Below are 25,258 nucleotides of genomic sequence, written 5' to 3'. Positions count from 1 at the left end.
GTCCCCTTCCGCCAGGGCTCTGCCCGATCTCCAGCACAAAACTTGAGCGCCCGGTTGTCAATGGGGCGAGTGCCCCGGGCGGGCCCGGACGCGACGGCGCCGCGGCCCCCGGGCGGGGCCGCGGCGCGGTATTGCCCGCGGGCGTCAGGCCAGCTTGGCCGACAGCGTGATCGTCGTGCCGGTCAGCGCCTGGCTGACCGGGCAGTTCTTCTTGGCGTCCTCGGCCGCCGCAACGAAGCCGTCGTTGTCGAGGCCGGGCACCGATCCCTCGACGGTGAGGTGGATGCCGGTGATGCCCTCACCGGGCTGGAAGGTGACGTCGGCGTTGGTGACGAGCTTGGTGGGCGGGGTGCCGGCGCCCGCGAGGGCGTGCGACAGCGCCATGGAGAAGCAGCTGGAGTGGGCGGCGGCGATCAGCTCCTCCGGGCTGGTCTTGCCGTTCGCGTCCTGGGCCCGCGACGCCCACGTCACCGGCTGCTGGCCGATGCCGGAGGAGTCGAAGGTGACGACGCCGCTGCCCTCGAGCAGGTTGCCTTCCCACACGGTGTGTGCGGTGCGCGTGGTTGCCACGATGATTCCCTTCGATGAGGTCCCGTTTTCGGGTCCGTGCCCACCATCCGATCACACCCGCGCCCGGCGTACCCGGAAGACAGGTCACCGCACCCGGAAGACACGTCGCCGCGCCGGCGAGACGCGGCGCCACACCCGCGGGGTCGGGTCACCGCACCCGGAAGACCGGCCCACGCGCGGTGAACGGGAGCCGCGCGTTCCGCGGAATCAGGTACGCGCGCTCGCGCCGCACCCGCAGCACGTCGCAGTAACCGTCCGTGATCACCAGGACGGGCGAGTCTCGGCGCGGTGCAGCAGGTCGATGCCGGGCTGCAGCACCGTGCCGCCGCGCCCGTGCACCCGGACGCGTCCGGCGATCTCGGTGACCGGCAGGTACCCCGCGTCGTGCTGGGCGGCGTCGCAGAAGACGACCCGGGCCGCCGCCGCGCATGGACGCACGGCGGCCGCCCGCCATGTCCATCGCGGTGGCCATGGTGCGGGTCAGCGCGTGCGCGAAGGCGATCTGCCAGTCGGGCGGGGTGCCGCCGATCCAGGTGTTCCAGGGCACCAGGACCTGGTCCGGCTCGGGGCCCGCCGTACCGCAGCTGTCCACCACTCCGGGCACGGCGGCATGGACGGCAACGGCGTGTTCTTCGCGCCGCTCGGCGCTGTGTGGGACAGCCGCAGTGACGCGATCTCGAACCGGATGGGGTTCGGCAACGTGAAGGCGAACTACGTCTTCTGGTCCACCTGCAACTCGCTGCGTGTCCTCGACGGGCACTCCCCCGTGCGCACCTGGGCGAGCCCCAACCTCGGCTCCCGGATGATCTTCGGCTTCGAGACGACGAGCATCGACAGCCCGGACTACGGCAAGAAGTTCTGGGAGAAGTGGCGGGCCGGACAGACGTACTGCGACGCCTGGCCCCGACAGGCAGCGGTGCACAGGCCCGCCCAGTGGACGCGCCAAAGCGCTCAGGCCCGCCAACCCGACAGGCAGCGGTGCACAGGTCCGCTGAGTGGGCGGGCCCAAGCGCTCAGGCCCGCCAACCCGACAGGCAGCGGTGCACAGGCCCGCCCAGTGGACGCGCCAAAGCGCTCAGGCCCGCCGAGCCGGCAGGCAGTGGTGTTCAGGCTGCCGAGTCGGCCGGCGGAGGCAGTCGGGCGCCACGCTCGTTCGAGCGTGCCGCCAGCGGCACCTGGGGGCCGTCGCACTCGCGCAGCCACCGCCGCAGTACGCGGTGCACGTGCTCCGCGCCTACGAGTTCGCCGTCGTCCTCGACCGGTGCGGACAGCGCCACCGGCGAGAGCAGGAAGGGCCGTGCCTGGGCCCCGCCGAGTCCGCCGTGCGAGCCGATCTGCTCCTCGAAGGCCAGGACTTCGCCCTCTCCGGGTTCGTACCAGGAGTTCACCATGATGTCGGCGACGTGCGGGAACGAATGCGTGCGCCGTACGGCGTCGGCGGCGCCGGGCCCGAAGTCGGCGAGCGGACCCGGGCGTGCGTCGTCGAGCTCGTCCACCGGTACCTCCGCACCGTTCGCGCCGAGCACGAGACCGCCGTGCTCCTCGCTGCGGACCAGCACGAAGCCGACGCCGGGGTGGTTGGCGAGCGTGGACAGCAGCGCGGGATGGCGCCGGTCGATCTCCTCCCGGCTCATCCGGTGCGGCACGTCGGGGAAGGAGACCAGGCCGAGGTTGCCGGAGGCCAGCACGATGGGCTCGGAGCGGCGCCGCGAGGGACGGTGCCGCTCGCCGCCCTCCTCGACCGGCCTGCGCAGCGCGGCCCGCACGGCGGCCCGGGCCTCGGCACCGCTGTGTGTGCGCTGCGCCTTGCGCGGCACGGGCAGCCCGCAGCCCGCGCGGACCAGATTGCCGAGGGTGAGGCCGTAGCGGGTCAGGAAGGTCTCACCGGGACTCTGGCCGTGGTCGGACAACAGCACGATCCGGTACGGCCGCGGCGCGTGCTCGGCGACCTTCGCGATCAGCGCGAGCGAGCGGTCGAGCCGCTCCAGGACCTTCTCGGCGTCCCGGCTGCGCGGCCCGGAGTGGTGCGCCACTTCGTCGTACGCCACCAGGTCCGCGTAGACCGCGTTGCGCCCGACGAGCATGTCGCCGATCACCGCGGCGACGACGACATCCCGCTCGACGACTGTGGCGAAGGCTCGGACGAAGGGGTACAGCCCGCCGCGCTTGACGCGCGGGCGCCGCTTCTTCAGCCGGGCCCCCGTGGACTGGCCCATCTCCCGAAAGACCTCGGCGACGAGGGACATGGCGGTGCGGACGGCGTTGGCGGGGTCGCTGAAGTAGGCGAAATAGCCCGCCCTGGAGCGGTTCTCCTTGCCCCTTCGCGCCGCGATGGACAGCACGAGGGCCAACTCGCCGGCACCGCCGCTGAAGAGGTTGCCCCGGCTGGCGCCGTCCACGGTGAGCAGCCCCCCGTCACCGGTGTACCCGATCGCGCGGCGCTGGAGTTCGGCGGCGCTGCTGGGCCGGTTGCAGACCATGACCTCGCCGCTGTCCTTCTCGTACCACCGGAAGGCCGGGATGTCGTGGTTGCTGCCGTGCAGGATGCCGAGTTGGCTGGCGCCGGTCTGGCTGGACCAGTCGGTGTGCCAGAGGGTGAGCCGGTGGGTGGGCCGCCTGCCGCCGAGCCACTCCGCGACGGTCGGCATGAGCCCCTTGCCGATGGCGCTCTCCAGGACGTCGTGGCCCACGCCGTCGAGCTGGATGAACACGGCGCCGGGGGTCGAGGGCCCGGCCCGTCCTGCGGCGCGCCTGCGGCGCCGGTCGGCGAGCCGGTACAGCCTGCGCCGGTACGCGTCGTCGTCCCGCACGGCCAGGGCACCGCCCGTGGCCGAGGCGACGGCGGACATCACCGCGGCGACGACCACGGCCGTCTCGGGGGCGACCTCACCCTGCCCGGAGGGGCTGATCCGCAGGGCGATCAGCAGCAGGGACCCGTTGAGGAAGAAGACGAGCAGTCCGAGCACGAGGGCGGGCACCAGCAGCAACGCCCTGACCAGCAGGGGCCACACGAGCGAGGACAGCAGACCGAAGACGCCCGCGCCGGCCGCCGCGGTGACGGCGATCTGCGTGGCACTGTCCCCGCTGTCCGACTGCAACTGGAAGTCGGGCAGCGCCCCGGCCAGGACGAGCATCGTGACCGTGGACACGGCCCACACCGTGATGCTGCGCCACACTCCGCTGAGGACCCGTCGCCATCGTCCTCCACCCACGCCCAGTCCACCTCACGTCCCGGCCCGCCCGGTCGACCAAGCCTGCTCCCACCCTGTCACAACGGGCGGGTGGGGCCGGGTGTCCCCGGACGGAGGGGTCAGCGGCCGTCGTACCCCGCCGTCGGCATGGACAGACGGCGGTGGACCCGGGCCTTCATCTGGGCGTCGTACGCCGGTTCCGCACAGCCGACCGTCTCGACCCGTACGCCGCGGCGCCTGCACTCGGCGGTGAACTCGTCGACCGAGGCGAGGGCGCGCTCCAGCACACGCCGGCTCGGCGCGACGAACAGATCGACGAGGCCGGCCTCGACGTCCGCCCACAGAGTGCGGTGGTCGGGGCGCAGACCACGCACGAGGAGCTCCCGCGTGACCACGTAGCCGTGCTCGGCGGCCCAGCGGGCGCACATCGCGTGCTGGCTGCGGGAGTCGACGAGGAAGGGGTCCTCGTCGAGCTCCTCCAGGGGCGTCAGGCTCGCGATCGCCGTGACGCGAAGGGACGCGGAGCCGCCCCGTTCGAGCGAGCGCTCAAGGGCGTGCATGTCGGAGGCACCGCGCGCGTCTCCCATGGCGTCCCCCTCACCTCCGGGTTTCGCCGCCGACCCTACTCCTGCCCGTAGGCTCGGGGGGAGTCGCGCGAAGGAGGCAAAGAGGTGCCGGTGGAGATCACCTGGTGGGGACACGCCACCTGCACGCTTCAGGACGCCGGAACACGCGTGCTCACCGACCCGCTCTTCGCGCGCCGGCTCGCACACCTTCGGCGCAGGCGCGGGGCGCCGCCCCCGCCCCGGGCGGCGGTCGCCGACGTCGCACTCGTCTCCCATCTGCACGCCGACCATCTGCACCTGCCCTCGCTGGCGAAGCTCGCGCCCGGTACGTGGCTGCTGGTGCCGAAGGGCGCGCCGCGGGCGGTGCCCGGGCTGCGCAGGCTGGACCATCTCCGGCTCATCGAGGTGACGCCCGGCGACCGTACCCAGGTCGGTGACCTGGTCGTACGCACCGTCTCGGCACGCCACGACGGACGGCGACTACCCGTCGGGCCGCACCGCTCCCCCGCCGTCGGGTACGTGGTCGAAGGGGAAGCGCGCACGTACTTCGCCGGGGATACCGGGCTGTTCGCGTCGATGGCCGAGGAGGTCGGGCCGGTCGACGTGGCGCTGCTGCCGGTGGGCGGATGGGGGCCCTACCTCGGGGAGGGCCACCTCGACGCGGGGCGCGCCGCGGAGGCACTCGCCCAGTTGATGCCGCTGAGCGCCGTGCCGGTGCACTACGGCACGTACTGGCCGATCGGGATGGACGCCGTGCGCCCCCATGAATTCCACGCGCCGGGCGAGGAGTTCGTACGCCTCGCAGCCGAGCGTGCGCCCCAGGTCACGGTGCACCGCCTCGAACACGGCGAGAGCGTACGCCCGGAGGTCGCGCGGTGACGTTCCTGTCGGAACCCCCCGCACACATACCGGCACCCGGTGGGGGCGCGCGGCCGGAGGTCACCCGGTGATCTTCCTGACCGCGGCCGCCACGACCCCGGCGCCGGAGTCCACGCAGCAGGCGATCGGGTATCCCTCGCTGTTTCTGCTGGTGTTGATCGGCGCGCTGGTGCCGGTGGTGCCGACGGGTGCGCTGGTGAGTTCGGCGGCTGTGGTCGCCTTTCATCAGACGGCGCCGTTCGCGCTGCTGATGGTCTTCGCGGTGGCGGCGCTCGCGGCGTTCCTCGGCGATGTCGCGCTGTACTGGCTCGGTCAGCGCGGTATGCGGTCCAAGAACGGCTCGCGCTGGCTGGAGAACCTCCGCGATCGCGCCCCCGAGGACCGGCTCGCCCAGGCCCAGGAGAAGCTGAGCGACCACGGCATCGCCGTGCTCGTCCTCTCCCGTCTGGTCCCGGCCGGCCGCATTCCGGTCATGCTCGCCTGTCTCATGGCGAAGATGCCCCTGCGTACCTTCGCGCGCGGCGACGTCCCCGCCTGCCTCGCCTGGGCGGTGACGTACCAGCTGATCGGCATCCTCGGCGGGTCCCTCTTCAGCGAGCCGTGGGAGGGGGTGGTCGCCGCGGTGGCGCTCACGCTGGCGATCAGCGTGGCCCCGAGCGTGTGGCGAAGAGTGCGGAGGCCGGCCGCGTAAGCCCACGGCCGGGGGTTTCGCCCCCTCCGCCCCTGCCCGTCCCGTCCCTGGGGCCTGCGCCCCCGGACCCCCGCCAAAAGACTGCGCAGTTCCCCGCGCCCCTTTTCGGGGCGCGGGGAACCCTCAGGCCAGCACCCGCGACGCCCCCACCGGCAGGTCCCACAGCGCCTCGCGGGCCAGCCCCGCCTTCTCCCAGGCCGCCCGTACGCGTGTCAGCGGTTCCAGGACGGGCTCGGCGGAGAGGACGAAGCTGCCCCAGTGCATGGGCGCCATCCGCTCGGCGCCGAGGTCGAGAGCCGCCCGCACCGCCTCCTCCGGGTCGCAGTGGACGTCGCTGAGCCACCACCGGGGGTCGTACGCACCGATCGGCAACAAGGCCAGGTCGATGCCCGGGTAGCGCCGGCCGATGCGGGCGAACCAGTGGCCGTACCCCGTGTCGCCCGCGAAGTACACGCGCTGTCTGTCGGGCGCGGTGAGGACCCAGCCGCCCCACAGCGTGCGACAGGTGTCGATCAGGCTGCGCTTGGACCAGTGGTGGGCGGGGACGAAGTCGAAGCGGACGCCGCGCAGTTCGGCCGCCTCCCACCAGTCCAGCTCGGTGACCTGGGTGAACCGGCGGCGCCTGAACCACCGGCCCAGGCCGGCCGGTGCGAACACCGGTGTGTCGCGCGGAAGCCGACGCAGAGTCGGCGCGTCCAGGTGGTCGTAGTGGTTGTGACTGATGACGACCGCGTCGACGCGCGGCAGCGCGCTCCAGGCCACACCGACCGGCGTGATCCGGGCCGGGGTGCCGAGGATCTTGCGGGACCAGACGGGGTCGGTGAGAACGGTGAGCCCACCGATCCGGATCACCCAACTCGCGTGCCCCGCCCAGGAGACGGCGACCGTACGCGCGTCGACCCGGGGCAGCGGCCCCGGGTCGAAGGGCAGCCGCGGAATGTCGGCGAGCCCCTCGGCCCCCGGCCGCAACGCTCCCTCACGGGCGAACCGGGCGAAGGCCCGCAGCCCGGGCAGCGGTGCCGTCAGCCGGTCCACGAAGGACCGCGGCCAGACACGCCGCTCGCCGAGCGGACGGGGCTCGGCGAGGGGACCGACAGGAACGAGAGGACGGACAGGGACGAGAGGAACGGCGGGAGACACGTGTCCGGCCGCCGCCGGGGCCGAAGAGGACGCCGGATCGTCGGCGTCCTGCGTGGTCGTAGTCGTGCTCGTGGTCGACTCGGACTGCTGCGTCATCGAGGAGGCTCCCATCGCTGAGCGTCGTCGCGGAGATCGTCGAAGGCCGACCCCAACAGGGTCAACGCGCGTTGCACATGCGGCAGTTCCAACGGCGAGGGTGACGTGAGGCATTCCGCCCGCTCCTCGTCCGTGGCGCCGAGCAGCGGCCCGGTGCCCAGGCGCACCCTCAGCGACGCGAGGTCGTCGCCGAACCGGTGGCCGCCCGGCGCGGGCATGCCGAGCCGGGCGGTCAGGAAGTCCTCCAGATCCTGGGCGTCGCCCACGCCGTGCGCGCCGAGCGCGGAGCGCAGCGGGCCGAGGTCCACGTACAGGTGTCTGCCGGCCTGCGGTGGCCGCGCGACGGCGCCCGCCCCGACCACCGCGTGGTGCGCGGCGGCGGCCACGCGCGCGTGCAGGTGGACGGCGGCGGTGAGCCGTTCCGTGATCGCGGCGGGCTCGTCGAGCGCGTACGCGGCCGCCGCGGCGACCGGTTCGGCAACCCGTGCGCCGAGCACGGTGAGCACGTCGAGGACACGGGCGCGCAGCCCGATCCCGGACTCGGTGTCCGGGAAGCGTGCGACGGCGGCCGGCCAGCCCTGCGGCAGGAAGGCGCCCGCGAGGTCCGTGAGGACGGTGACCTCGTCGGGAAGCATCTCGGCGGGGCTGAGCAGCACCGTGTCGTGCGGCTGGTGCAGCGTGTCGCGCCAGCTCTCGTCGCTGACGATGTGCAACCCCTCGCCCAGCGCGGCCTCCACGGTCTCGTGGACGACCTCGGGCGGCGCGACGGTCGCGGTGGGGTCGTCGGCCACGGAGAGCACGAGCAGCCGCGGTTCGCCGCCCTCGGCGCGGACTCTGCGGACGGTTTCCAGGAGGGCGTACGGATCCGGGAGGCCCCCGCACTCCGCGGGCGTCGCGACATGGAACACGGATCTGCCCAACAGCCGTACCTGCGGCGCCCACCAGGCGGCGCACGGGCGGGGCACGAGGACGTCGCCGCCGAGCGCCCCGGTCAGCGCGAGGAGCAGCGCGGGTGCACCGGGTGCGGCGGCCACCCGGTCGTGTGCGGCGGGCAGTCCGCGTCGGCTCCAGTAGGCACAGGCCGCGTCGAGGAGCGCGGGTCCGCCGCCGGAGGGCTCAGCGTGGGCGCGGTCCGCGGCGGCGGCCAGCACGGAGCGGAGTTCCGGCAGCACGGGCAGGCCCTGATCGGGAAGCGGCGGGCCGTAACGGACGGGGCCATGCCCTTCCGGATGCGTCCGCCGCATACGTTCCTCCGCGCAGTCCGTGGTGCCGGGCCGTGTCGCCGGTGCCACGGCCCCCGTCGCCGCTGCCGTGCCCCGCTCCGGTGCTTCTGGCTCCGTACTGTCTGAGGTGTTCCTGTCCCTTCGTACAGCGTCTCGTCCGGTGCCGCTCGCGCCCTCGGCCTCTCCGTACCCAGGGTGGGGCCACCCCATGGGCGGCGGTCCGGTTGTGCCGTCACAGCCTCAGTCGTCGGCGGGACTTGTCCTTGCGGCGCAGCCGGTGCACGGCCGCGCCCAACGCGCCCGCGATCAGGACGCTCCCGGCGACCAGCGCCGGGACGGAGTCGGTGAAGGCGCCGCCCTCCCCGGCCTGCACCCCGCCCTCAATGGTCGGTGGGCGCTGCCCGCTACCGCTTTCGGGCGGGCGCTCCACGGCGTCGCTGTCCGGAGGGCGCTGACCGGTATCGCTGTCGGGAGGGCTCTGACCGGTATCGCTGTCCGGAGGGCTCTGACCGGTATCGCTGTCCGGAGGGCTCTGACCGGTGTCGCTGTCGGGAGGGCTCTGACCGGTATCGCTGTCCGGAGGGCGCTGACCGGTATCGCTGTCCGGGAGGCGCCCTGCGGTGTCGCCTTCGGGCAGGCGCTGTCCTGTGCCGCTGTCCGACGGGGGCTCCACGGTGCCGCTGTCCGGCGGGCGTGCCACAGTGCCGCTGTCCGGAAGGCTCTGACCGGCGGCACTGTCCGAAAGACTCTGACCGGCAGCACTGTCCGAAAGACTCTGACCGGCAGCACTGTCCGAAAGACTCTGACCGGCAGCACTGTCCGGAAAACTCTGACCGCCGTCGCTTTCCAGGGGGCCCTCTACGGTGTTGCCTGCCGGAAGGCTCTGCGCGGTACCGCTCGCCGCGGTGTTGCCACGGGCCACGGTGTACGAGGCCTTCCACTTCTTCTGCCGGCCGCCCGTGGCCCCGGGGCACGCGCCGTCGACGCCCCACTCCAACGCCGCGCCCACCGTGTCGGGGCCGCCGTCGACCTCGCCCCCCTGCGGGGCACGGGCCGTGCCCCGGTAGGCGGCGGCGCCCGCCGCGCTCTGTCCGGCGCCCTCCACCCGGCGCAGCTGGACCTTGCCCTCCTCGAAGCCCTCCGAGGTGGCGTCGATGAAGTCGGGCGGGGATCCCTCGATTCCGTCGCAGGTGACGGAGACGGTGACGGTGCCACCGGGTTCGACGGCCCCCGGGCTGACCTCCGCGGCCGGATCCGCGGACGCGGCCGACGCGGCGGCGCCGAGGGCGGCACCGGCCAGGGCGGTGGCGGACAGGGCACGGGCGGTACGGCGCATGGGATGGGCTCCTTCGGCCGGGCGGCTTTCCCGGGGGGCACGGCCGTCGTGCCCCCCGTGGCCCATCACAGCCCGCCCGGCAGCGCGGCGCGCGCGGCCGGGCACCATTCGCGGGACACGGACGCCCGTGCGGGTGACCCCAGGGGTAAGAAGACCGCCGCCTGCCACGGACCCGAGGCAGGTCGCCCGCCCGGTCCCGTGGTCCGCCTCCCACGACCTGTCAGTTGGAGAGTGAAACGAGCTGCTTCTCCAGTCCCCGGCCGCGTTTGTCCACGACGGCCGAGGCGACGTCGGACAGTTTGCGGTTGGTGCCCTGCGAGATGCGGCGCAGTACCCCGAAGGCCGTGTCCGCGTCGCAGCCGAGCACATGCATGACGATGCCGCACGCCTGGTCGACGACGGGCCGGGTGCGCAGCGCGGTGCCCAGCTGGTCGAGCTCGGTGAGCGCGGCGCGGTAGGAGCGGTCGCGGAGCAGACAGGTCGCGGCGAGGTCGCCGAGCGCGCGGGCGGGGCCGCGCGGGGCGTCCTCCAGGGCGCCGGGCCGGAAGCTGTAGAGGCTGAGGGTGACGGTCAGCCCGGAGCGCCGGAAGGGGATGGTGACGCTGGAGCGCACGCCCGCGTCGAGGGCCATGGCGCGGTACCCCGGCCAGCGCTCCTCGCGCAGCAGGTCCGCCGAGTCGACGGGCTCACCGCGCTCCAGGGCGGCCGGGATCGGCCCGTCGCCGGAGCGGAGCTGCACCGAGACGAGTCCGGCGAGGTCGGGGTGGGTCACCGCGGCGGGCCGCTCGGCGCCGCCTTCGCACACCATGCTGCTGGCACCGCAGCAGTCGATGGTGCAGCGTGCGGCCTGCTCGGCGAGTTCCGAGAGCCTCCTTCCCGGAAGGGCGGACTCGGGCGATTCCGTTCCCAGATGGTCGAGTTGATCGGTATCCGGCATGGTTCACTCCTCCTCTCGTCGTCTCCGCGACGCCTTCCCCCTCACCTGCGTGAAAAACAAGTTCGTCGGGTTCGGCCCCCACCGCCCGCGGAATACGCCGCTCGGGTTACGTTCATCGCATGGCGCAGACGGACGAATTCGGTGAAGACCTTGCGGATTTCGTACGCCGTGTTGCGGAGTTGAAGGCGTCGCGGTCCGTGCCGCCCGACGACCTCCCGACGGTCCTCGACGCGGCGATCTTCGAACTCGACCATGTGGCCGACCAGTTGTGGCCGTGGTTCCAGCGCCTGTCCTCGGACAACCCGTCCGGCGCGGCCTCGGTGGACCGTCAGGAACAGCAACTTCTCAAGGCGCTCTTCCAGCGGGTGCCGGTGCCCGTCGCGCTGGTGGACCGCGAGACGGTGGTGCGCAGACTGAACTTCGCGGCGACCGCCTTCACCGGAGTGAGGGCGGGCTATGCGACCGGCCGGCCGCTGACCGGGTTCCTCGCGCACGCCGACCGTGCCGCGTTCCGCTCGCAGGCGGCGGCGGTGGCACGCGGCGAGGGCGACCGCGGTCTCACCGTTCACCTCCAGCAGCAGCCGTCGGTACCGGTGCGCGCGACGCTGACCGCTCTGCGGCCCAGCGGGGAACCCCGCACCGCCGTCCTCGTCGTTCTGCAGCCCGGCGATTTCCAGGGGTCGTCGGAGGGGACCGTGCCGGGCCCTGCGATGCCGAACCTGTCCGAGACCACCCGGCACGCCGCGCTGATGGACCTGGTGGACGCGATGACCACGGCGCTGCTGAGCGCGTCCGGCGGGGACCGGTCCGCGGTGCTCGCACGGGCGGCCGGGGTACTGCACGGGCGGTTCGCGGACTGGGTGGTGGCCGACGCCGGGGCCGCGCGACCGTCCCGTACGACCGTCCTGGGACCGCCGGAGCGCGCCGAGGAGGTGGCGGCCGTGGCCGGGCAGGATCCCGCCGCGTGCCCCCTCGTCGTCGAGGCGGCACGCGGCGGTTCCACGGCCCTGCAGGTGCGCCCGGAGGACCCGGACGCCTTCGGGCGTGACACCTCGGGCGCCCCCGTCCTCGTACGCGCGAATGTGACGTCGCTGCTGTGCGTGCCGCTGACCACCGAATCCGGGCCCGTACGGGGGGTGTTGACACTCTTCCGCAGCGGCGCACGGCTGGCGTTCTCGATGGCCGAGGCGCAGGCGATGGACATGATGTCCCGTCATATCGCGCTGGCCATGGCGCGGTTGAACTGAACCGCGGGTCGGGCGCTACGCCACGTCGCGCATCACCTGGTCGCGCAGGCGGTTGCAGCAGCGGCTGATCAACCGGGAGACGTGCATCTGGGAGATGCCGAGCTCGTCGGCGATGCTGCTCTGCGTCATGTCGCCGAAGAACCGCATGTAGAGGATGACGCGTTCCCGCTCGGGCAGAGCCTGCAGGCGGGGCTTGACGGCCTCGCGGTCGATCACGGTGTCGAGGGCCGGGTCGGGCGAGCCGAGGGCGTCGCTGAGCGAGTAGCCGTCCTCGCTGCCCGGGAGTTCGGCGTCCAGGGAGAGCGCGGTGAAGCTCTCCAGGGCCTCCAGGCCGGTCAGCACGTCCTCCTCGCTCATCCGGGCGCGCTCGGCGATCTCGGCGACGGTGGGCCTGCGCCCCGGGATGGTCTGCGACAGGTCCTGGCTGGCGAACCGCACCCGGTTGCGCAGGTCCTGGACGCGACGCGGCACGTGCAGGGTCCACATGTGGTCGCGGAAGTGGCGCTTGATCTCACCGGTGATGGTCGGCACGGCGTAGCTCTCGAAGGCGTTGCCGAGCTCGGGGTCGTAGCGGTCGACGGCCTTGACCAGGCCGAGCGCCGCGACCTGGCGCAGATCTTCGTAACTCTCGCCGCGGCTGCGGAACCGCCCCGCGAGCCGTTCGGCCATCGGCAGCCAGGCCTCGACGATCTCCTCGCGGAGCGTGTCGCGCTGCTGGCCCGGGGGGAGCGTGGCGAGCTTGCGGAATGCCCCCGCGGTGTCGGGGGCGTCGTCGTGCGGATGATGCCTCATGCTCGCTTGAGTTCGCATGATGCGTCGCAACTCCCTTGATTGTGCCTTGAGTTGGGCAGTCACCGTGGGAATTGCGGATGTGCCGGACAGACACATCCGTGGCGACGGTTCGCCGCTCCCACGGACGTGCCTCCTGTCCGAAGCACTGGGAGTGCGTCTGCCCCGAGTCCCGCGGAGCAAACACACACGGCTACCGAAGTGGGGCGGTTGGTGACTGCTGAGGGACGTGTCGACTCCCGGTCCACGGGTACGTGAACACCACCCCCGAACATCTGGAGGGAGTCATGCAGCGAGGCAGCGACCGGCTGAGTGTCCACCGGGACGAAGAGATGAAGCACGAACTACGAGAGCTGCTCAGGTCGGGGCACCCCACCCGGACCGAGGAGTGGCAGGATCCGGAGCCGACCGCCGACGACGACCCGGAGATCGCGGGTGGCCCTGTGGCACCGGGCCGTCCGACCGCCTCCGTCGAGGCGGTGCAGCTCGAACTGGGGCGGCTGCTGGGCCGTACGTCGTTCCCCGCGGGTCCCCGCGAGCTGACCGGCCTGCTGCGGGACAAGCACGCGCCGGACGTGCTCGTCGAGGCCCTGGAGCGACTGCCGCGCAAGGCCAACTACACCACGGCGCACGAGCTGGCCGAGGCGGTCGTGCGCGTCGGGTGACCGGAAGGGAAGGCATGGGCGCCTGGCTCGGGGGTACTGCGGCCGTCGTCCCGCCGACGTACCCGCACCCCCGCAGCCGGGGAACGCAGGAAGGCCCAACAGCCATGGCAGATTTCGTCAGGGAAGTCATGACGCCGGGAGTCGTCGCGGTCAGCCCGGACGCCTCGCTCGTCGAAGCCGCGCAACTGATGCGGGCCCAGGACATCGGCGATGTCCTGGTGGCCGACCATCAGCTGATCGGGGTCCTCACCGACCGTGACATCGCACTGCGCGCCGTAGCCGACGGCGCCGATCCGCTGACCGTGAGTGCCCAGGCCGTGTGCACCCCCCATCCGGTGATGATCGGCCCGGACGACGCCGTGTCCACCGCGATCGAGCTGATGCGCGCGCACGCCGTACGCCGGCTGCCGGTCGTCGAGGACGGTCGGCCGGTGGGCATGGTGAGCCTCGGCGACCTCGCGGTGGCGCAGGACCCGGGCTCGGCACTCGCCGACATCAGCCGCGCCGAGCCGGAGCGGTGGCCCGGCACACCGCGCCCGCCTCTCTGACGGCCGGGAGAGGAGATGGAGCAACCATGCGTATCGCGTTTCTGATGGCGCCGGAGGGCGTCGAGCAGATCGAACTCACCGATCCCCGGCAGGCGGTGCGGGACGCGGGCGGCGAGCCCGTCCTCGTGTCCACCGGGCCCGGGCGGATCCAGGCGTTCCGCCATCTGGACAAGGCGGACACGTTCCCCGTGGACGAGGTCGTCGCCGACGTGTCGGCCCAGTCCTTCGACGGGCTCGTCCTGCCGGGCGGCGTGGCCAATCCCGACGCCCTGCGGCTGGACGAGCGGGCCGTGTCCTTCGTACGCGACTTCTTCGAGCAGGGCCGCCCGGTCGCCGCAATCTGCCACGCCCCCTGGACACTCGTCGAGGCCGACGTGGTCCGGGGCCGTGTGCTCACGTCCTGGCCGAGTCTGCGCACGGACATCCGCAACGCGGGCGGCACCTGGGTCGACGAGCGCGTGCACGTCTGTCAGCGGGGGCCCAACACATTGATCACCAGCCGTAAGCCGGCCGATCTCAAGGCGTTCCGCGAGGCGCTCCTGGAGGCGTTCACACGTCAGGCGGCGTGACACGGGGCCGTGCGTGGGGTGCGTGCCCGGGGAGGCCCGGTCGCGCAGTGCGGCGGGAGAGCGACCGGCCCGGCCGAGGAGTCCGACCCGGCGGGGTGGGTGCCCGGCCGGAGCCCGCCGGGGTCCGTCGTGGCCGCGCCCGCGGACGGAGCGGGCCCGGTACTGCTCGGCGAACCTCCCAGGTGGCGAAAGCCGTAGCGGTGGGCACCTCGCTCACACCCGACTCGGCGGGGCGGGGCCGGGCGCGGTTCCTCGTGGACGCGAGTAAGCCGCACTTCGCGCAGATGCGCCATCGGGGACAGACCCACGTAGCGGCGGAACGCTGCATGGAGCCGACGCACCCCGACGCGTGCCCGGCGGCGAGTCCGGCGGCGGTGAAGGGGTGTTCGGGGCGCTCGTGGATGGCTGCGAGGGCCCGCTTGACGGGGGCGGGCCGCAACGGGTGTGCGGGCGGGCCGGTCGAGTTCGTCCCAGTGGCCGTGGCCGACGCTCGGCAGCAACGCGTTCACCGGCACGTCGTGGTGCGGTGCGGCGACCAGCGGCCGGTCCAGCAGGTCCGCCGCCTCGGGCCCGGCCTCGGCGGGCGCCCGCAAGAGCCACACCCGGCTGCGCACGGAGCGCCGACGTGGTGTCGAGGTCGGGCGCGAAGGGCCGGTGCCGTGGTGGGCGCCGAGTTCGCCCATGCGGATGCGCACATCGGCACCGCAGTTGAGGACACCGACGGTCACCGATCCGCAGCGTACGCAGTCCAAGTGCGCGTCGAGCCAGCCGTATCGCCCAGCACATCCATGAAGTTGGCGCAGAACTGCTCGCCGATCATCCGGCGCGCCCGGTCGACGTCGGTCCTCCGGAAGGAAGTCGTCCCGCGCCCCTCCGACTCTCCGCTAGGGCACACGCCCCAGCAGACACAGCAGCCCGGTCTGGGCATCGGCGCCGGGCGGCGGCTCCACCGGCGCGGCGAAGAGATTGGTCTTCGCCAGGTCGGCAGCGTACGGGGTGACCTCGCGCACCGCGAACTCCAGGAGGTCCTCCGGCAGCCGCTCGTCGGCGCCGATCGCCCGGGACAAATCCCAGGTGTGCACGGCCAGGTCGGTCACCATCTGAGCGCAGTAGAAGGCGGCCGTGGTGTCGCCGAACGAGAGGTGGACGGTGTGGTCGAGTGCGCCCGGCGCGGCGAAGGCGTCCCGGGAGGCGCGGGCGGACGTCTCCCAGGCCGCGGCCGGATCGGAGCCCAGCACATCGCCGTCGAAGACGTCGCCGACCGCCTCGACGGTGGCGCAGTCCCGGACCATCGGGGGCACCCACAGTTGTTCGGAGACCAGATGGTTGACGAGATCCCGCACCGCCCAGTCGGTGCAGGGCGTGGCGGCGTCCCACTGGTCGTCCCGGACCGTGTGGACGCGGTCGCCGAACAGGTCGAGGGCCTCCGCGTGCCGGGTGAGCAGTGGGTTCGTGCCCGTCATGCCGGCGGCGCTCCGGCACATCCCCGCTCCCGGGCACCATCACGCGTGCGGCCTGCGGTGACGGGACGGCGAGGGTGGCGGCGCAGGTACTCGCCCTCCAGCTGGGCCATGCGCTCGTTGTGCGTCCGCAGCGCGTCGTTCGAACCGTAGAGCAGTGTGTCGTGGCGCGTGCGGTGGATGTTTTCCAGCTCTTTCATGAGCTGCTGGTCGTCCAGCCGGCCCGGGTCGACTCCGGTCATGGTGGTACCCCGCTCGTCGTGTCCTCGGTGCGGTCCGCGTACCCGCCCGGCAAGCAGTTGCCCCGAGCGGCGTCCGGGAGGGAGCCATGGAACTCACCTGTCTCCCTCCACTCTACGAACATCCGGGGTCCCGGGCCTCCGTATGTGCGTGCACAGGCTCGAAGTGGCCCCGGGGCACGCCGCCGGGCGCCCTCGGGGCGGGCGCTGAGCGGCCTCGGGGAAGTGGGGTGCGTTTCCGCGTCGTCGAGTGCGGTGCATCGGCGTGCTGCCGCGTCGCCCTCGTCCTGGATGTACTGGTTGTACTGGGGGTGATGTGGCAGTGCGGCGAGGTGCCGTGCCGGGCGGCGTGGGGGCGTGCCGGGCGGGTGAGGGCGTGCCTCACTTCCCCGAGGCCGCTCAGCGGGCCCGTTCCACCCTGCGCTCGTCCCACACCGGCTCCTGGGTTTCGCGGACCCGGCCGTCGGAGCCGAAGACCAGGTAGCGGTCGAACGAGCGCGCGAACCAGCGGTCGTGGGTGACCGCGAGCACGGTGCCCTCGTACGCCTCCAGGCCCTCCTGGAGCGCCTCCGCCGACTCAAGGTCGAGGTTGTCGGTCGGCTCGTCGAGGAGCAGGGCCGTGGAACCCTCCAGCTCCAGCAGGAGGATCTGGAAGCGGGCCTGCTGGCCGCCGGAGAGCTTCTCGAAGCGCTGCTCGGCCTGCGCGGTCAGCTCGTAGCGGCGCAGCCGGGACATGGCGGCACCGCGGTCCTGGGCGTGCTCGGTCCACAGGATGTCGAGCAGGGGCCGTCCCTCCAGCTCGGGGTGGGCGTGTGTCTGCGCAAAGTGCCCCGGGACGACCCGGGCACCGAGCTTCCACTCCCCCGTGTGCGCCACGTCGCCACCGGCGAGCAGACGCAGGAAATGCGACTTGCCGGAACCGTTGGAGCCGAGCACGGCGACCCGTTCGCCGTAGAAGATCTCCAGATCGAACGGTTTCATCAGGCCGGTGAGCTCAAGTCCCTTGCAGGTGACGGCCCTGACACCGGTCCGTCCGCCGTGCAGCCGCATCCTGATGTCCTGCTCGCGCGGGGGCTCGGGAGGCGGTCCGGCCTCCTCGAACTTCCGCAGCCGGGTCTGCGCGGCCTGATAACGGGACGCCAACTCATGGCTGATGGAAGCCGCCTGACGCAGATTCAGCACCAGCTTCTTCAGCTGGGCGTGCTTCTCGTCCCAGCGCCTGCGCAGTTCCTCGAACCGCGCGAACCGCTCCCGCCGCGCCTCGTGATAGGTCTCGAACCCACCGCCGTGCACCCAGGCGTCCGCACCGGTCGGACTGGGCTCGACGCTGACGATCTTCTCGGCGGCGCGAGCCAGCAGCTCCCGGTCGTGCGACACGAAGAGAACGGTCTTACGGGTCTCCTTGAGCCGCTCCTCCAGCCAGCGCTTGCCGGGTACGTCGAGATAGTTGTCCGGCTCGTCGAGCAGCAGCACCTCGTCGGTGCCGCGCAGCAGGGCCTCCAGCACGAGCCGCTTCTGCTCGCCCCCGGACAGCGTCCGCACCAGCCGCCACTGGGCCTTCTCGTACGGCACGCCCAGCGCGGCCATCGTGCAGATGTCCCAGAGCGTCTCGGACTCGTACCCGCGCACCTCGGCCCAGTCGGACAGCGCCTGCGCGTACCGCAGCTGCGCGGCCTCGTCGTCCACCGTCATGATCGCGTGCTCGGCGGCGTCCACGGCCTTGGCCGCCTCACGGATCCTCGGTGGTGCCACGGACACGAGCAGCTCCCGTACGGTCGTCTCGTCCCGTACGGACCCCACGAACTGCCGCATCACGCCCAGACCGCCCCCCACGGTGACGGTCCCCCCGTGCGGCTTCAGCTCCCCCGAGATCAGCCGCAGCAACGTCGTCTTCCCGGCCCCGTTCGGCCCCACGAGGGCCACCACGGACCCTTCCCCCACCCGAAACGACACGTCGCCGAGCAGCGCCCTCCCGTCGGGAAGGTAGTACTCCAGATGCGCGGCTTCGAGATGTCCCATGAGGCGGCATTCTCCGGGGACGCGGGGGCAATGGGCAAACGCGTATTCGGTGGCCCGCTGCCAACGGTTCTTTCGCCCCCTCCGCCCCTGCCCGTCCCGTACCTGGGGGCTGCGCCCCCAGACCCCCGCTAAAAGATCGCGCAGTTCCCCGCGCCCCTTTTGGGAGCGCGGGGAACTGCGCGACAAGCCCAGGGTCGGGACGGGCAGGGGCGGAGGGGGCGAGGAAACGCTCGTTCCGGGTACCCGCGCCGCCATGACCCCAGACGTTGACCTCACCGTCCGCCCCCCGGGGCCTCACGTCCTCAGGGACCGCCTGCTCGCCGCGGACTGCCGGCTCTTCGAGGCGGCAGCGGCCCGGCACTGGCCGGGCTGCGACCGCCTCCTCCCGAGGCTGAGCCGCAGCGCCAACCACGGCGCCCTCTGGCTCGCCACAGCCACGGCACTCGCGGCCGGCCGCACCCCCAGGTCCCGCCGAGCCGCCGCCCGCGGCCTCGCCTCTCTCGCCCTCGCCTCCGCCACCATCAACACCCTCGGCAAGCGCTCGGTCCGCCGTCCCCGCCCGACTCTGGAGCCCGTACCGCTGATCCGGCAGCTCAAGCGCCAGCCGATCACCACGTCGTTCCCGTCGGGCCACGCCGCCTCCGCCGCGGCCTTCGCGACGGGTGTTGCGCTGGAGTCCCGCGGCTGGGGCGTGGCGATCGCACCGCTCGCCGCCGCGGTCGCCCTCTCCCGCGTCTACACCGGCGTCCATTTCCCGAGCGACGTCCTCGCGGGCGCCGCCCTGGGCGTGGGCGCCGCCTACGCCGTACGCGGCCTGGTCCCGACCCGCGACCAGCTCCCGTCACCCGGCCGCCCCCGCGTGGACGCACCCGCGCTCCCGGAGGGCGAGGGCCTGGTGATGGTGGCGAACACGGGCGCCGGCACCCCGGAGCGGGTGAACGCGCTGCGTGACGCCCTACCGCACGCGGAGATCGTGGAGTGCGAACCGTCCGACATCCGGCACGAGTTGGAGAAGGCCGCGTCCCGCGCCCGGGTCCTGGGCGTGTGCGGCGGCGACGGCACGGTGAACACCGCCGCCGCGGTGGCCCTGCGTCACGGCCTCCCCCTGGCCGTCCTCCCGGGCGGGACCCTCAACCACTTCGCCCAGGACCTCGGCGTGGAGGGCGAACGCGACCTGATCCGCGCCCTCCAGCAGGGTGACATGGTGCGCGTGGATGTGGGCCGGTTCTCGTCGGGCGCCACCGAGGGCATCTTCCTCAACACCTGCAGCCTGGGCGTCTATCCGGAACTGGTGAGGGAGCGGGAACGCTGGTCGCCGCGGATCGGCGGCTGGCCGGCCGGAGTGCTCGGCGCCCTGCGCGTCCTGCGCGCCGACCACCATCCGCTGCGCGCCGAAGTGGGCGGCCGCACGCACCCGTTGTGGCTGCTGTTCGCCGGCAACGGGACGTATCACCGCCTGGGTCTCGCCCCGGCCCGCCGCTTCGACCTCTCGGACGGACGGCTGGACGTACGGGTCGTGCACGGTGGCCGCCGCCCCGCCGTTCGTCTGCTGGCGGCCGCCTTCGCCGGCCCGCTCACCCGTTCACCCGCCCACGCCGCCGTACGAGTGCGCCGTCTGCACCTGGACGGTGTCGCCCCCGGCACCCTCCTCGCGTACGACGGTGAAGTCACCGAGGTAGAGGGCGAGGTGACGATCCGGAAGATGCCCGAGGCGCTCACCGTCTACCGCCCCCTGCCGCTTCACTGAACGGTCCGCACGGCAGTCGATTCAGTCGGATGCAGCCGATTCGAGAGTCCATATAGCAAGACACAGGTCTCACTATGCGACATGCGCGCGTACGGTGATGCGTAACCGACGAGACGACGCGAAGGGGTACGGTCATGTCGAAGTCGCAGGAGACCGCCGTCTACACGCACGGCCACCACGAGTCCGTGCTGCGTTCGCACACCTGGCGCACCGCCGCCAACTCGGCGGCGTACCTGCTCGACTCGCTGAAGCCCCACATGAAGATCCTGGACATCGGCTGCGGCCCGGGAACCATCACCGCCGACCTGGCGGAACTGGTTCCCGACGGCCATGTCACGGGCGTCGACCACGCGCCGGCGATCCTGGACCGAGCCCGGGCCGTGGCAGCCGAACGCGGCCTGGACAACGTCGGGTTCGCGGTCGCGGACATCCACGCGCTGGACTGTCCGGACGACACCTTCTGTGTGGTCCACGCCCACCAGGTACTGCAGCACGTGGGCGACCCGGTGCAGGCGCTGCGCGAGATGTACCGGGTGACCAAGCCGGGCGGGTTCATCGCGGTCCGCGATTCGGACTACTCGGCGATGACCTGGTACCCGCAGTCACAGGGCATGGACGACTGGCTGGACCTGTATCTGCGGGTGGCCCGCGCCAACGGCGGCGAGCCCGACGCGGGCCGGCGCCTCAAATCGTGGGCGCTGGCAGCCGGCATCCGGGACATCACGGCCACGTCGAGCACCTGGACCTTCGCCACTGAGGACGAACGGGAATGGTGGAGCGGCCTGTGGGCGGACCGCACGCCGGCCTCGGCGTACGCGGAACGCGCCACGGAGGGTGGCCACGCGACCACGGAGCAGCTGCGGGCCGTGTCGGACGCCTGGCGGGAGTGGGGGCGGCAGGAGGACAGCTGGTTCTCCGTACTGCACGGAGAAATTCTCTGCCGAAAGGAAGCCTGATCCGGCCACTTCGGGAAACCCGGTCAGCAGGAGGTTCACATTATGGTTCCCATCCTTCTCGTACTGCTTCTGGTGCTGATTCTCTTCGGCGCGGGTTTCGCAGTGAAGCTTCTGTGGTGGATAGCACTGGTGGTTCTCGTCCTGTGGCTTCTCGGATTCCTGATGCGCGGCACGAGCGCCTCGGGGGGCAGGGGTCGCTGGTACCGGTGGTGAATGCGTTCCCTGCGGAGTAACGCCCCGAGCGGCCCGAGGTCCGGCTTTCAGACCTCGGGCCGCTTTTCATGTTCTTTGTCTTTGCAGTCGATTCTTGCAGGCACCGTTTCTCTTTGCGGCCGGTGTTTGCGGACGCTCTTTGTGGACGGCGTTTGCGGCCGGCTTCGCTTCGAGAATGAATGGCCGTCACGACCTTTTGGGCCTGGCCGGGACGCGACAGCTGTCAGGGCACGATGGCCGTCTCCACCAGCAGTCGCGCTGCCGCCGCGATCGACTCCGCATCGATGCCCGCGGCGTGCAGCTGCTCGGCGGGTGTGGCCGAACCCGGCATCGTCCGCACGGCGAGGCGCACCAGACGCGGCACCGGACGGCCGTCGAGGAAGGCGTCGAGGACCGCGTCGCCGATGCCGCCCTCCTCGCGATGGTCCTCCACGGTGATGAGGCACCGCGTGTCCTCGGCTGCCTCGCGCAGGGTGGTGCGGTCGACGGGCTTGACCGAGTAGAGGTCGACGACCCGCGCCCGGATGCCCTCGCGCTCGAGCGCCTCGGCGGCGGCCAGGGCCTGGTGGACGGTGACACCCGCCGCGACCAGGGTCAGCCGGTCCTCGCCGGAGGCCCGCAGCACCTTGCTACCGCCGACCGGGAACTCCTCGGTGGGGCTGTAGATGACGGGAGTGTCCCCGCGCGAGGTGCGAAGATAGCGGATGCCCGCCAGGCCCGCCATCGTGCCGACGAGCTTCGCGGTCTGGTTGGCGTCGCACGGGTACAGCACGGTCGAGCCGTGCACCGCGCGGAACATCGCCAGGTCCTCCAGGCCCATCTGCGAGGGCCCGTCCTGGCCGATGGAGACACCCGCGTGCGAGCCGACGAGGTTGATCCCGGAGCCGCTGATCGCAGCCATGCGGACGAAGTCGTACGCACGGCTGAGGAAGGCCGCGAAGGTCGAGGCGTACGGCACCCAGCCGCGCGCGGCCATGCCGACCGCGGTCGCGACCAGCTGCTGCTCGGCGATGTAGCACTCGAAGAAGCGGTCGGGGTGCTCCTTGGCGAAGAACTCGGCACGCGTCGAGTCGCTCACCTCGCCGTCCAGGGCGACGATGTCGCCACGGGCGGTACCGAGCGCCGCGAGCGCCTGTCCGTAGGCGTCACGGGTGGCGGCCTTGTCGCCGAGCTCGTAGCGGGGCAGGTCGAGGTGGCCGGACCGTACGGCGTGCAGCATCCTTGCGGCGGGCGGCGAGGGGACCTCCACCCGGCGGTCGTGCACGCCGCCGAGTTCCGCGATCGCCTCGTCGGCGTCCGGCAGTGGCTTGCCGTGCAGGCCCTCGCGGTCCTGGACCGAAGCGACGCCCTTGCCCTTGAGCGTGCGGGCGATGATCGCGGTCGGCTGTCCGGCGGTGGACTCGGCCTCGGCGTACGCGCGGTCGATGGCGTCGACGTCGTGCCCGTCGATCTCGACGGTGTGCCACCCGAAGGCCTGGAACCGGCGGGCGTACGCGTCCAGGTCGTGCCCGTGCCGGGTCGGCCCGCGCTGGCCGAGGCGATTGACGTCGACGATCGTGATGAGGTTGTCGAGGTGCTCGTATCCGGCGTGCTCGGCGGCCTCCCATATGGAGCCCTCGGCGAGTTCGCTGTCGCCGCACAGGACCCAGACCCGGTATCCCGTACGGTCCAGGCGCTTCCCGGCCAGCGCGATGCCGACCCCGACGGGCAGCCCCTGTCCGAGTGAGCCGGTGGCCGTCTCGACCCATGGCAGCCGCTGCGGGGTCGGATGCCCTTCGAGCCGGCTGCCCAGCTTGCGGAAGGTGAGCAGCTCGGTCTCGCTGATGGCCCCGGCCGCCTTGTACGCGGCGTACAACAGCGGTGAGGCGTGCCCCTTGGAGAGCACGAAGCGGTCGTTGCCGGGGTGCTGGGGGCGTTCGAAGTCGTAGCGCAGATGGCGGGCCATCAGCACCGCCATCAGATCCGCGGCGGACATGGAGGACGTGGGGTGCCCGGAGCCGGCGGCGGCGGAGGCGCGCACGCTGTCCACACGCAACTGCTGGGCGAGATCGATGAGTTGACGGGTGTTCATGACGACTCTCCTTGCGGTCGGCTCTCGGGCTTCCCGGGTGCGCCGGGCACCCTCGCCAGCTCCGGCGAGGCGGTGTCCAGCGGCACCGACCACGAGCGGACCAGACCCAACTGCACGGCCTGGCGCGGCAGTACGGCGTCCAGCAGCCAGTCGGCCGCGACGCGGATACGGTTTCCGGGCATCGCGGCGAGGTGGTAGCCACGGGTGACGGCTCCGGCGAGCGGTCCCGACAGCGGGACGCCGAGCGGGTTGGCGGCCGCCTTCGCGCCGCCGAGGTCGACGGTGAAGCCCAGGTCCCGGTGGCGATAGGCGCGACGGCCGCCGATGCCGAGCGAGGCGGCCACATTGCGGCCCGCGACCTTCCCGTGCCGCCAGGCGTGCTGAGCGGTCATCGGCGTGTACTCGCCCGGCTTCTCCAGATCGGGTACGGCGGCCGCGTCCCCGCACGCGAACACCTCTGGTTGGCCAGGCACTTGAAGATACGGATCGACGAGCAGCCGCCCCCGCTCGAGGGACCGGCCGAGCCCCTCGACCAGCGGATCGGGTCGGACCCCGACACACCACACGAGCGTCCGCGTATCGACGAACTCCCCGTCGCTGAGCCGGACCCCGCTGGGCGTGGCCTCCTGGACCGAGGTCCCCGTGCGCACGTCGACGCCGCGCTGCCGCAGCACCCGGTCGGCGGTGCGCGAGAGCCGCTCGTCCAGCTCCGGCAGCACGCGCGGCGCGATGTCGAGCAGCAGCCAGCGCGGCCGTATGCCCTCGCGCAGCGGCTGTTTCCGTATCAGCGCGTCGGTGAACAACTGCCCCTGCGCCGCGACCTCCGTCCCCGTGTACCCGGCGCCGACCACCACGAAGGTGCACCGCGAGGCGCAGCGCTTGGGGTCGTCGGACGCGGCGGCCAGCTCCACCTGCCGGGTCACGTGATCCCGTAGATACAGCGCTTCGGGCAGCCCCCGGAAACCGTGGGCGTACTCGGCGACACCCGGCACCGGCAACAGCTTGTTGACGCTGCCGACGGCGAGCACGAGTCGGTCGTACGTCAGCGTGCCCCCGTCGCCCTCCGGATCCGTGTAGTGCACGGAGCGCGCCTCGAGGTCGACGCCGTCGGCCTCACCCAGCACCAGCCGTACGTGGGGCAGCGTGCCCGAGAGCGAGACGGTGACACGGCGTGGCTCCAGGACCCCCGCGGCGACCTGGGGCAGCAGGGGCAGATACAAAAAGTAGTCGGTCGGGTTCAGAAGGGTGATGTCGGCCTTGTGCCGGGTCAGCCGCGACAGAGTGCGGGCCGTCCGATACCCGGCGAAACCGGCACCGACGATCAGAATGCGGGGTCGACTCACGTTTTCGCCTCCGGCGGTGTCGCTCGTACGAGGCTTTCCGCGTCCCCCTGGCCAGGGCACCCAAACGCGGGGGCACGGGACGTTTCGGGACACGCTTCCCGGTTACCCGACCGATGACCGCGCCCCGTGCGACACCCTGTCGCCGGGTCGCCCGGTTGCCGGGTGGCCCGGTTGCCGGGTGGCCCGGTTGCCGGCTCGCCCGGTCGGCCCGCTGGTCGCACGGTCGCTCGGTCTGTTGATCTCTCGGTCCAGACGGTGTCTCCTCTCCCGATCGTCTGGGCCGAGCCCTCTGTCCGCGCGAAACGATCTCCTCCTGTGTCGGACCCAACTAGGCTCCTGCACATGGAGATTCTGGGAGCCACGCTGCGTATCTGCGTCGACGACCTGGAGGCCTCGGTCCCCTTCTACGAAAGACTCGCGGGCGGGAGCGCCCTCCGCTTCGAGCGTGGCGGCGTCTCGGTCGCCGCGATCGGCTGCTTCCTCCTGATGAGCGGGCCCGAGGCCGAGCTGGACGTCCTGCGCAAGGTCGCGGCGACCATCGCCGTCAAGGACGTCGACGAGGCTCACCGGGTCCTCAGTGACTCGGGCGCCCGCATCCTGGCGGGGCCGGTCGCGACGCCGGTGGGCCGCAACCTGATCGCGATGCATCCGGACGGGACGGTGTACGAGTACGTGGACCGCCGGGCGACCGAGTAGGCTTTTCGCCCCCTCCGCCCCTGCCCGTCCCGTACCTGGGGGCTGCGCCCCGGACCCCCGCCGAAAG

At 72.3% G+C, this 25,258-nt stretch carries 24 protein-coding genes and 2 pseudogenes; 11 read left to right on the top strand and 15 right to left on the bottom strand.

Annotation, left to right across the window (positions count from 1 at the left end):
• Window positions 1-144: 144 nt before the first annotated feature.
• Both OG390_RS42125 and OG390_RS42120 read right to left on the bottom strand, forming a co-directional pair.
• A complete protein-coding gene (locus OG390_RS42125; RefSeq protein WP_399078967.1) occupies window positions 145-570 on the bottom strand; it encodes an OsmC family protein in 426 nt (141 codons plus the stop codon).
• A 148-nt stretch (window positions 571-718) separates the two neighbouring features.
• A pseudogene (locus OG390_RS42120) lies at window positions 719-990 on the bottom strand (hypothetical protein); the annotation flags it as partial.
• On the opposite strand from OG390_RS42120, the pseudogene OG390_RS42115 reads away from it, so the two are divergent.
• Window positions 872-1,465: pseudogene (locus tag OG390_RS42115) on the top strand (DUF6345 domain-containing protein); the annotation flags it as partial. The pseudogenes OG390_RS42120 and OG390_RS42115 overlap by 119 nt on opposite strands.
• Before the next feature lie 211 nt (window positions 1,466-1,676).
• On the opposite strand, the gene OG390_RS42110 reads toward OG390_RS42115, so the two are convergent.
• Both OG390_RS42110 and OG390_RS42105 read right to left on the bottom strand, forming a co-directional pair.
• Window positions 1,677-3,782: a phage holin family protein gene (locus OG390_RS42110; protein ID WP_406175342.1), complete on the bottom strand. Its 2,106-nt coding sequence runs from the start codon at window positions 3,780-3,782 to the stop codon at window positions 1,677-1,679.
• 98 nt (window positions 3,783-3,880) lie between these two features.
• Window positions 3,881-4,348: a hypothetical protein gene (locus OG390_RS42105; RefSeq protein ID WP_406175340.1), complete on the bottom strand. Its 468-nt coding sequence runs from the start codon at window positions 4,346-4,348 to the stop codon at window positions 3,881-3,883.
• A gap of 84 nt (window positions 4,349-4,432) precedes the next feature.
• Here OG390_RS42105 and OG390_RS42100 point away from each other — a divergent pair, with 84 nt between their 5' ends.
• A complete protein-coding gene (locus OG390_RS42100; protein ID WP_406175338.1) occupies window positions 4,433-5,206 on the top strand; it encodes an MBL fold metallo-hydrolase in 774 nt (257 codons plus the stop codon).
• 67 nt (window positions 5,207-5,273) lie between these two features.
• Window positions 5,274-5,897, top strand: a complete 624-nt coding sequence (locus OG390_RS42095; protein ID WP_406175337.1) for a DedA family protein — start codon at window positions 5,274-5,276, stop codon at window positions 5,895-5,897.
• A 123-nt stretch (window positions 5,898-6,020) separates the two neighbouring features.
• On the opposite strand, the gene OG390_RS42090 is transcribed toward OG390_RS42095, so the two are convergent.
• The 4 genes from OG390_RS42090 to OG390_RS42075 all read right to left on the bottom strand — a co-directional run bounded on the left by OG390_RS42090 (window position 6,021) and on the right by OG390_RS42075 (window position 10,629).
• Window positions 6,021-7,133: an MBL fold metallo-hydrolase gene (locus OG390_RS42090; RefSeq protein WP_406175335.1), complete on the bottom strand. Its 1,113-nt coding sequence runs from the start codon at window positions 7,131-7,133 to the stop codon at window positions 6,021-6,023.
• Window positions 7,130-8,377 carry an aminotransferase class I/II-fold pyridoxal phosphate-dependent enzyme gene (locus OG390_RS42085; RefSeq protein ID WP_406175333.1) on the bottom strand — a complete coding sequence of 416 codons (1,248 nt, stop codon included), beginning with the start codon at window positions 8,375-8,377 and terminating at the stop codon, window positions 7,130-7,132. The genes OG390_RS42090 and OG390_RS42085 overlap by 4 nt, the downstream gene beginning before the upstream one ends.
• Window positions 8,378-8,588: 211 nt before the next feature.
• Window positions 8,589-9,692 (bottom strand): hypothetical protein, encoded by a 1,104-nt coding sequence (locus OG390_RS42080; RefSeq protein ID WP_406175332.1) that lies wholly within the window; start codon window positions 9,690-9,692, stop codon window positions 8,589-8,591.
• A gap of 220 nt (window positions 9,693-9,912) precedes the next feature.
• Window positions 9,913-10,629 (bottom strand): ANTAR domain-containing response regulator, encoded by a 717-nt coding sequence (locus tag OG390_RS42075; protein WP_406175330.1) that lies wholly within the window; start codon window positions 10,627-10,629, stop codon window positions 9,913-9,915.
• Window positions 10,630-10,748: 119 nt separating this feature from the next.
• Here OG390_RS42075 and OG390_RS42070 point away from each other — a divergent pair, with 119 nt between their 5' ends.
• Window positions 10,749-11,876 carry a PAS domain-containing protein gene (locus tag OG390_RS42070; RefSeq protein ID WP_406175329.1) on the top strand — a complete coding sequence of 376 codons (1,128 nt, stop codon included), beginning with the start codon at window positions 10,749-10,751 and terminating at the stop codon, window positions 11,874-11,876.
• A 15-nt stretch (window positions 11,877-11,891) separates the two neighbouring features.
• On the opposite strand, the gene OG390_RS42065 is transcribed toward OG390_RS42070, so the two are convergent.
• On the bottom strand, window positions 11,892-12,686 hold the full coding sequence (locus OG390_RS42065; RefSeq protein ID WP_406175327.1) for an RNA polymerase sigma factor SigF: 795 nt from the start codon (window positions 12,684-12,686) through the stop codon (window positions 11,892-11,894).
• A 266-nt stretch (window positions 12,687-12,952) separates the two neighbouring features.
• On the opposite strand from OG390_RS42065, the gene OG390_RS42060 reads away from it, so the two are divergent.
• The 3 genes from OG390_RS42060 (at window position 12,953) to OG390_RS42050 (ending at window position 14,447) form a co-directional block, all read left to right on the top strand.
• On the top strand, window positions 12,953-13,330 hold the full coding sequence (locus OG390_RS42060) for a DUF2795 domain-containing protein (protein ID WP_406175325.1): 378 nt from the start codon (window positions 12,953-12,955) through the stop codon (window positions 13,328-13,330).
• A gap of 104 nt (window positions 13,331-13,434) precedes the next feature.
• Window positions 13,435-13,878: a CBS domain-containing protein gene (locus OG390_RS42055; RefSeq protein WP_406175324.1), complete on the top strand. Its 444-nt coding sequence runs from the start codon at window positions 13,435-13,437 to the stop codon at window positions 13,876-13,878.
• Between the two features lie 26 nt (window positions 13,879-13,904).
• Window positions 13,905-14,447, top strand: coding sequence for a type 1 glutamine amidotransferase domain-containing protein (locus OG390_RS42050; protein WP_406175322.1), 543 nt, complete (start codon window positions 13,905-13,907; stop codon window positions 14,445-14,447).
• On the opposite strand, the gene OG390_RS42045 is transcribed toward OG390_RS42050, so the two are convergent.
• From OG390_RS42045 to OG390_RS42030, 4 genes are all read right to left on the bottom strand, one after another.
• Window positions 14,435-15,175 carry a hypothetical protein gene (locus OG390_RS42045; RefSeq protein WP_406175320.1) on the bottom strand — a complete coding sequence of 247 codons (741 nt, stop codon included), beginning with the start codon at window positions 15,173-15,175 and terminating at the stop codon, window positions 14,435-14,437. The two genes, OG390_RS42050 and OG390_RS42045, sit on opposite strands and share 13 nt — an antisense overlap.
• A 156-nt stretch (window positions 15,176-15,331) precedes the next feature.
• On the bottom strand, window positions 15,332-15,910 hold the full coding sequence (locus tag OG390_RS42040) for a TIGR03086 family metal-binding protein (protein ID WP_406175318.1): 579 nt from the start codon (window positions 15,908-15,910) through the stop codon (window positions 15,332-15,334).
• Window positions 15,907-16,149 carry a DUF6158 family protein gene (locus tag OG390_RS42035; RefSeq protein ID WP_406175316.1) on the bottom strand — a complete coding sequence of 81 codons (243 nt, stop codon included), beginning with the start codon at window positions 16,147-16,149 and terminating at the stop codon, window positions 15,907-15,909. The genes OG390_RS42040 and OG390_RS42035 overlap by 4 nt, the downstream gene beginning before the upstream one ends.
• 396 nt (window positions 16,150-16,545) lie before the next feature.
• On the bottom strand, window positions 16,546-18,165 hold the full coding sequence (locus OG390_RS42030) for an ATP-binding cassette domain-containing protein (RefSeq protein ID WP_406175315.1): 1,620 nt from the start codon (window positions 18,163-18,165) through the stop codon (window positions 16,546-16,548).
• Between the two features lie 253 nt (window positions 18,166-18,418).
• Here OG390_RS42030 and OG390_RS42025 point away from each other — a divergent pair, with 253 nt between their 5' ends.
• The 3 genes from OG390_RS42025 (at window position 18,419) to OG390_RS42015 (ending at window position 21,081) form a co-directional block, all read left to right on the top strand.
• Window positions 18,419-19,912: a bifunctional phosphatase PAP2/diacylglycerol kinase family protein gene (locus tag OG390_RS42025; RefSeq protein ID WP_406175313.1), complete on the top strand. Its 1,494-nt coding sequence runs from the start codon at window positions 18,419-18,421 to the stop codon at window positions 19,910-19,912.
• A gap of 134 nt (window positions 19,913-20,046) precedes the next feature.
• Window positions 20,047-20,868 carry a class I SAM-dependent methyltransferase gene (locus tag OG390_RS42020; protein WP_406175311.1) on the top strand — a complete coding sequence of 274 codons (822 nt, stop codon included), beginning with the start codon at window positions 20,047-20,049 and terminating at the stop codon, window positions 20,866-20,868.
• A gap of 42 nt (window positions 20,869-20,910) precedes the next feature.
• Window positions 20,911-21,081, top strand: coding sequence for a hydrophobic protein (locus OG390_RS42015; protein WP_189191051.1), 171 nt, complete (start codon window positions 20,911-20,913; stop codon window positions 21,079-21,081).
• A 223-nt stretch (window positions 21,082-21,304) separates the two neighbouring features.
• Here the strand turns inward: OG390_RS42015 and OG390_RS42010 are convergent, their stop codons facing one another.
• Together OG390_RS42010 and OG390_RS42005 are read right to left on the bottom strand one after the other, a co-directional pair.
• Window positions 21,305-23,152 carry a transketolase gene (locus tag OG390_RS42010; RefSeq protein ID WP_406175309.1) on the bottom strand — a complete coding sequence of 616 codons (1,848 nt, stop codon included), beginning with the start codon at window positions 23,150-23,152 and terminating at the stop codon, window positions 21,305-21,307.
• Window positions 23,149-24,495 carry an NAD(P)/FAD-dependent oxidoreductase gene (locus tag OG390_RS42005; RefSeq protein WP_406175307.1) on the bottom strand — a complete coding sequence of 449 codons (1,347 nt, stop codon included), beginning with the start codon at window positions 24,493-24,495 and terminating at the stop codon, window positions 23,149-23,151. The genes OG390_RS42010 and OG390_RS42005 overlap by 4 nt, the downstream gene beginning before the upstream one ends.
• Before the next feature lie 342 nt (window positions 24,496-24,837).
• On the opposite strand from OG390_RS42005, the gene OG390_RS42000 reads away from it, so the two are divergent.
• Window positions 24,838-25,191: a VOC family protein gene (locus tag OG390_RS42000; RefSeq protein ID WP_399079015.1), complete on the top strand. Its 354-nt coding sequence runs from the start codon at window positions 24,838-24,840 to the stop codon at window positions 25,189-25,191.
• The last annotated feature ends 67 nt before the right edge of the window (window positions 25,192-25,258 follow it).

The sequence above is a fragment of the Streptomyces sp. NBC_00996 genome (genome assembly GCF_045162675.1).
Taxonomy (GTDB): Bacteria; Actinomycetota; Actinomycetes; order Streptomycetales; family Streptomycetaceae; genus Streptomyces.
Note: the sequence above shows the minus strand (reverse complement) of the source record. Positions and strands in the feature narration are given on the sequence as shown.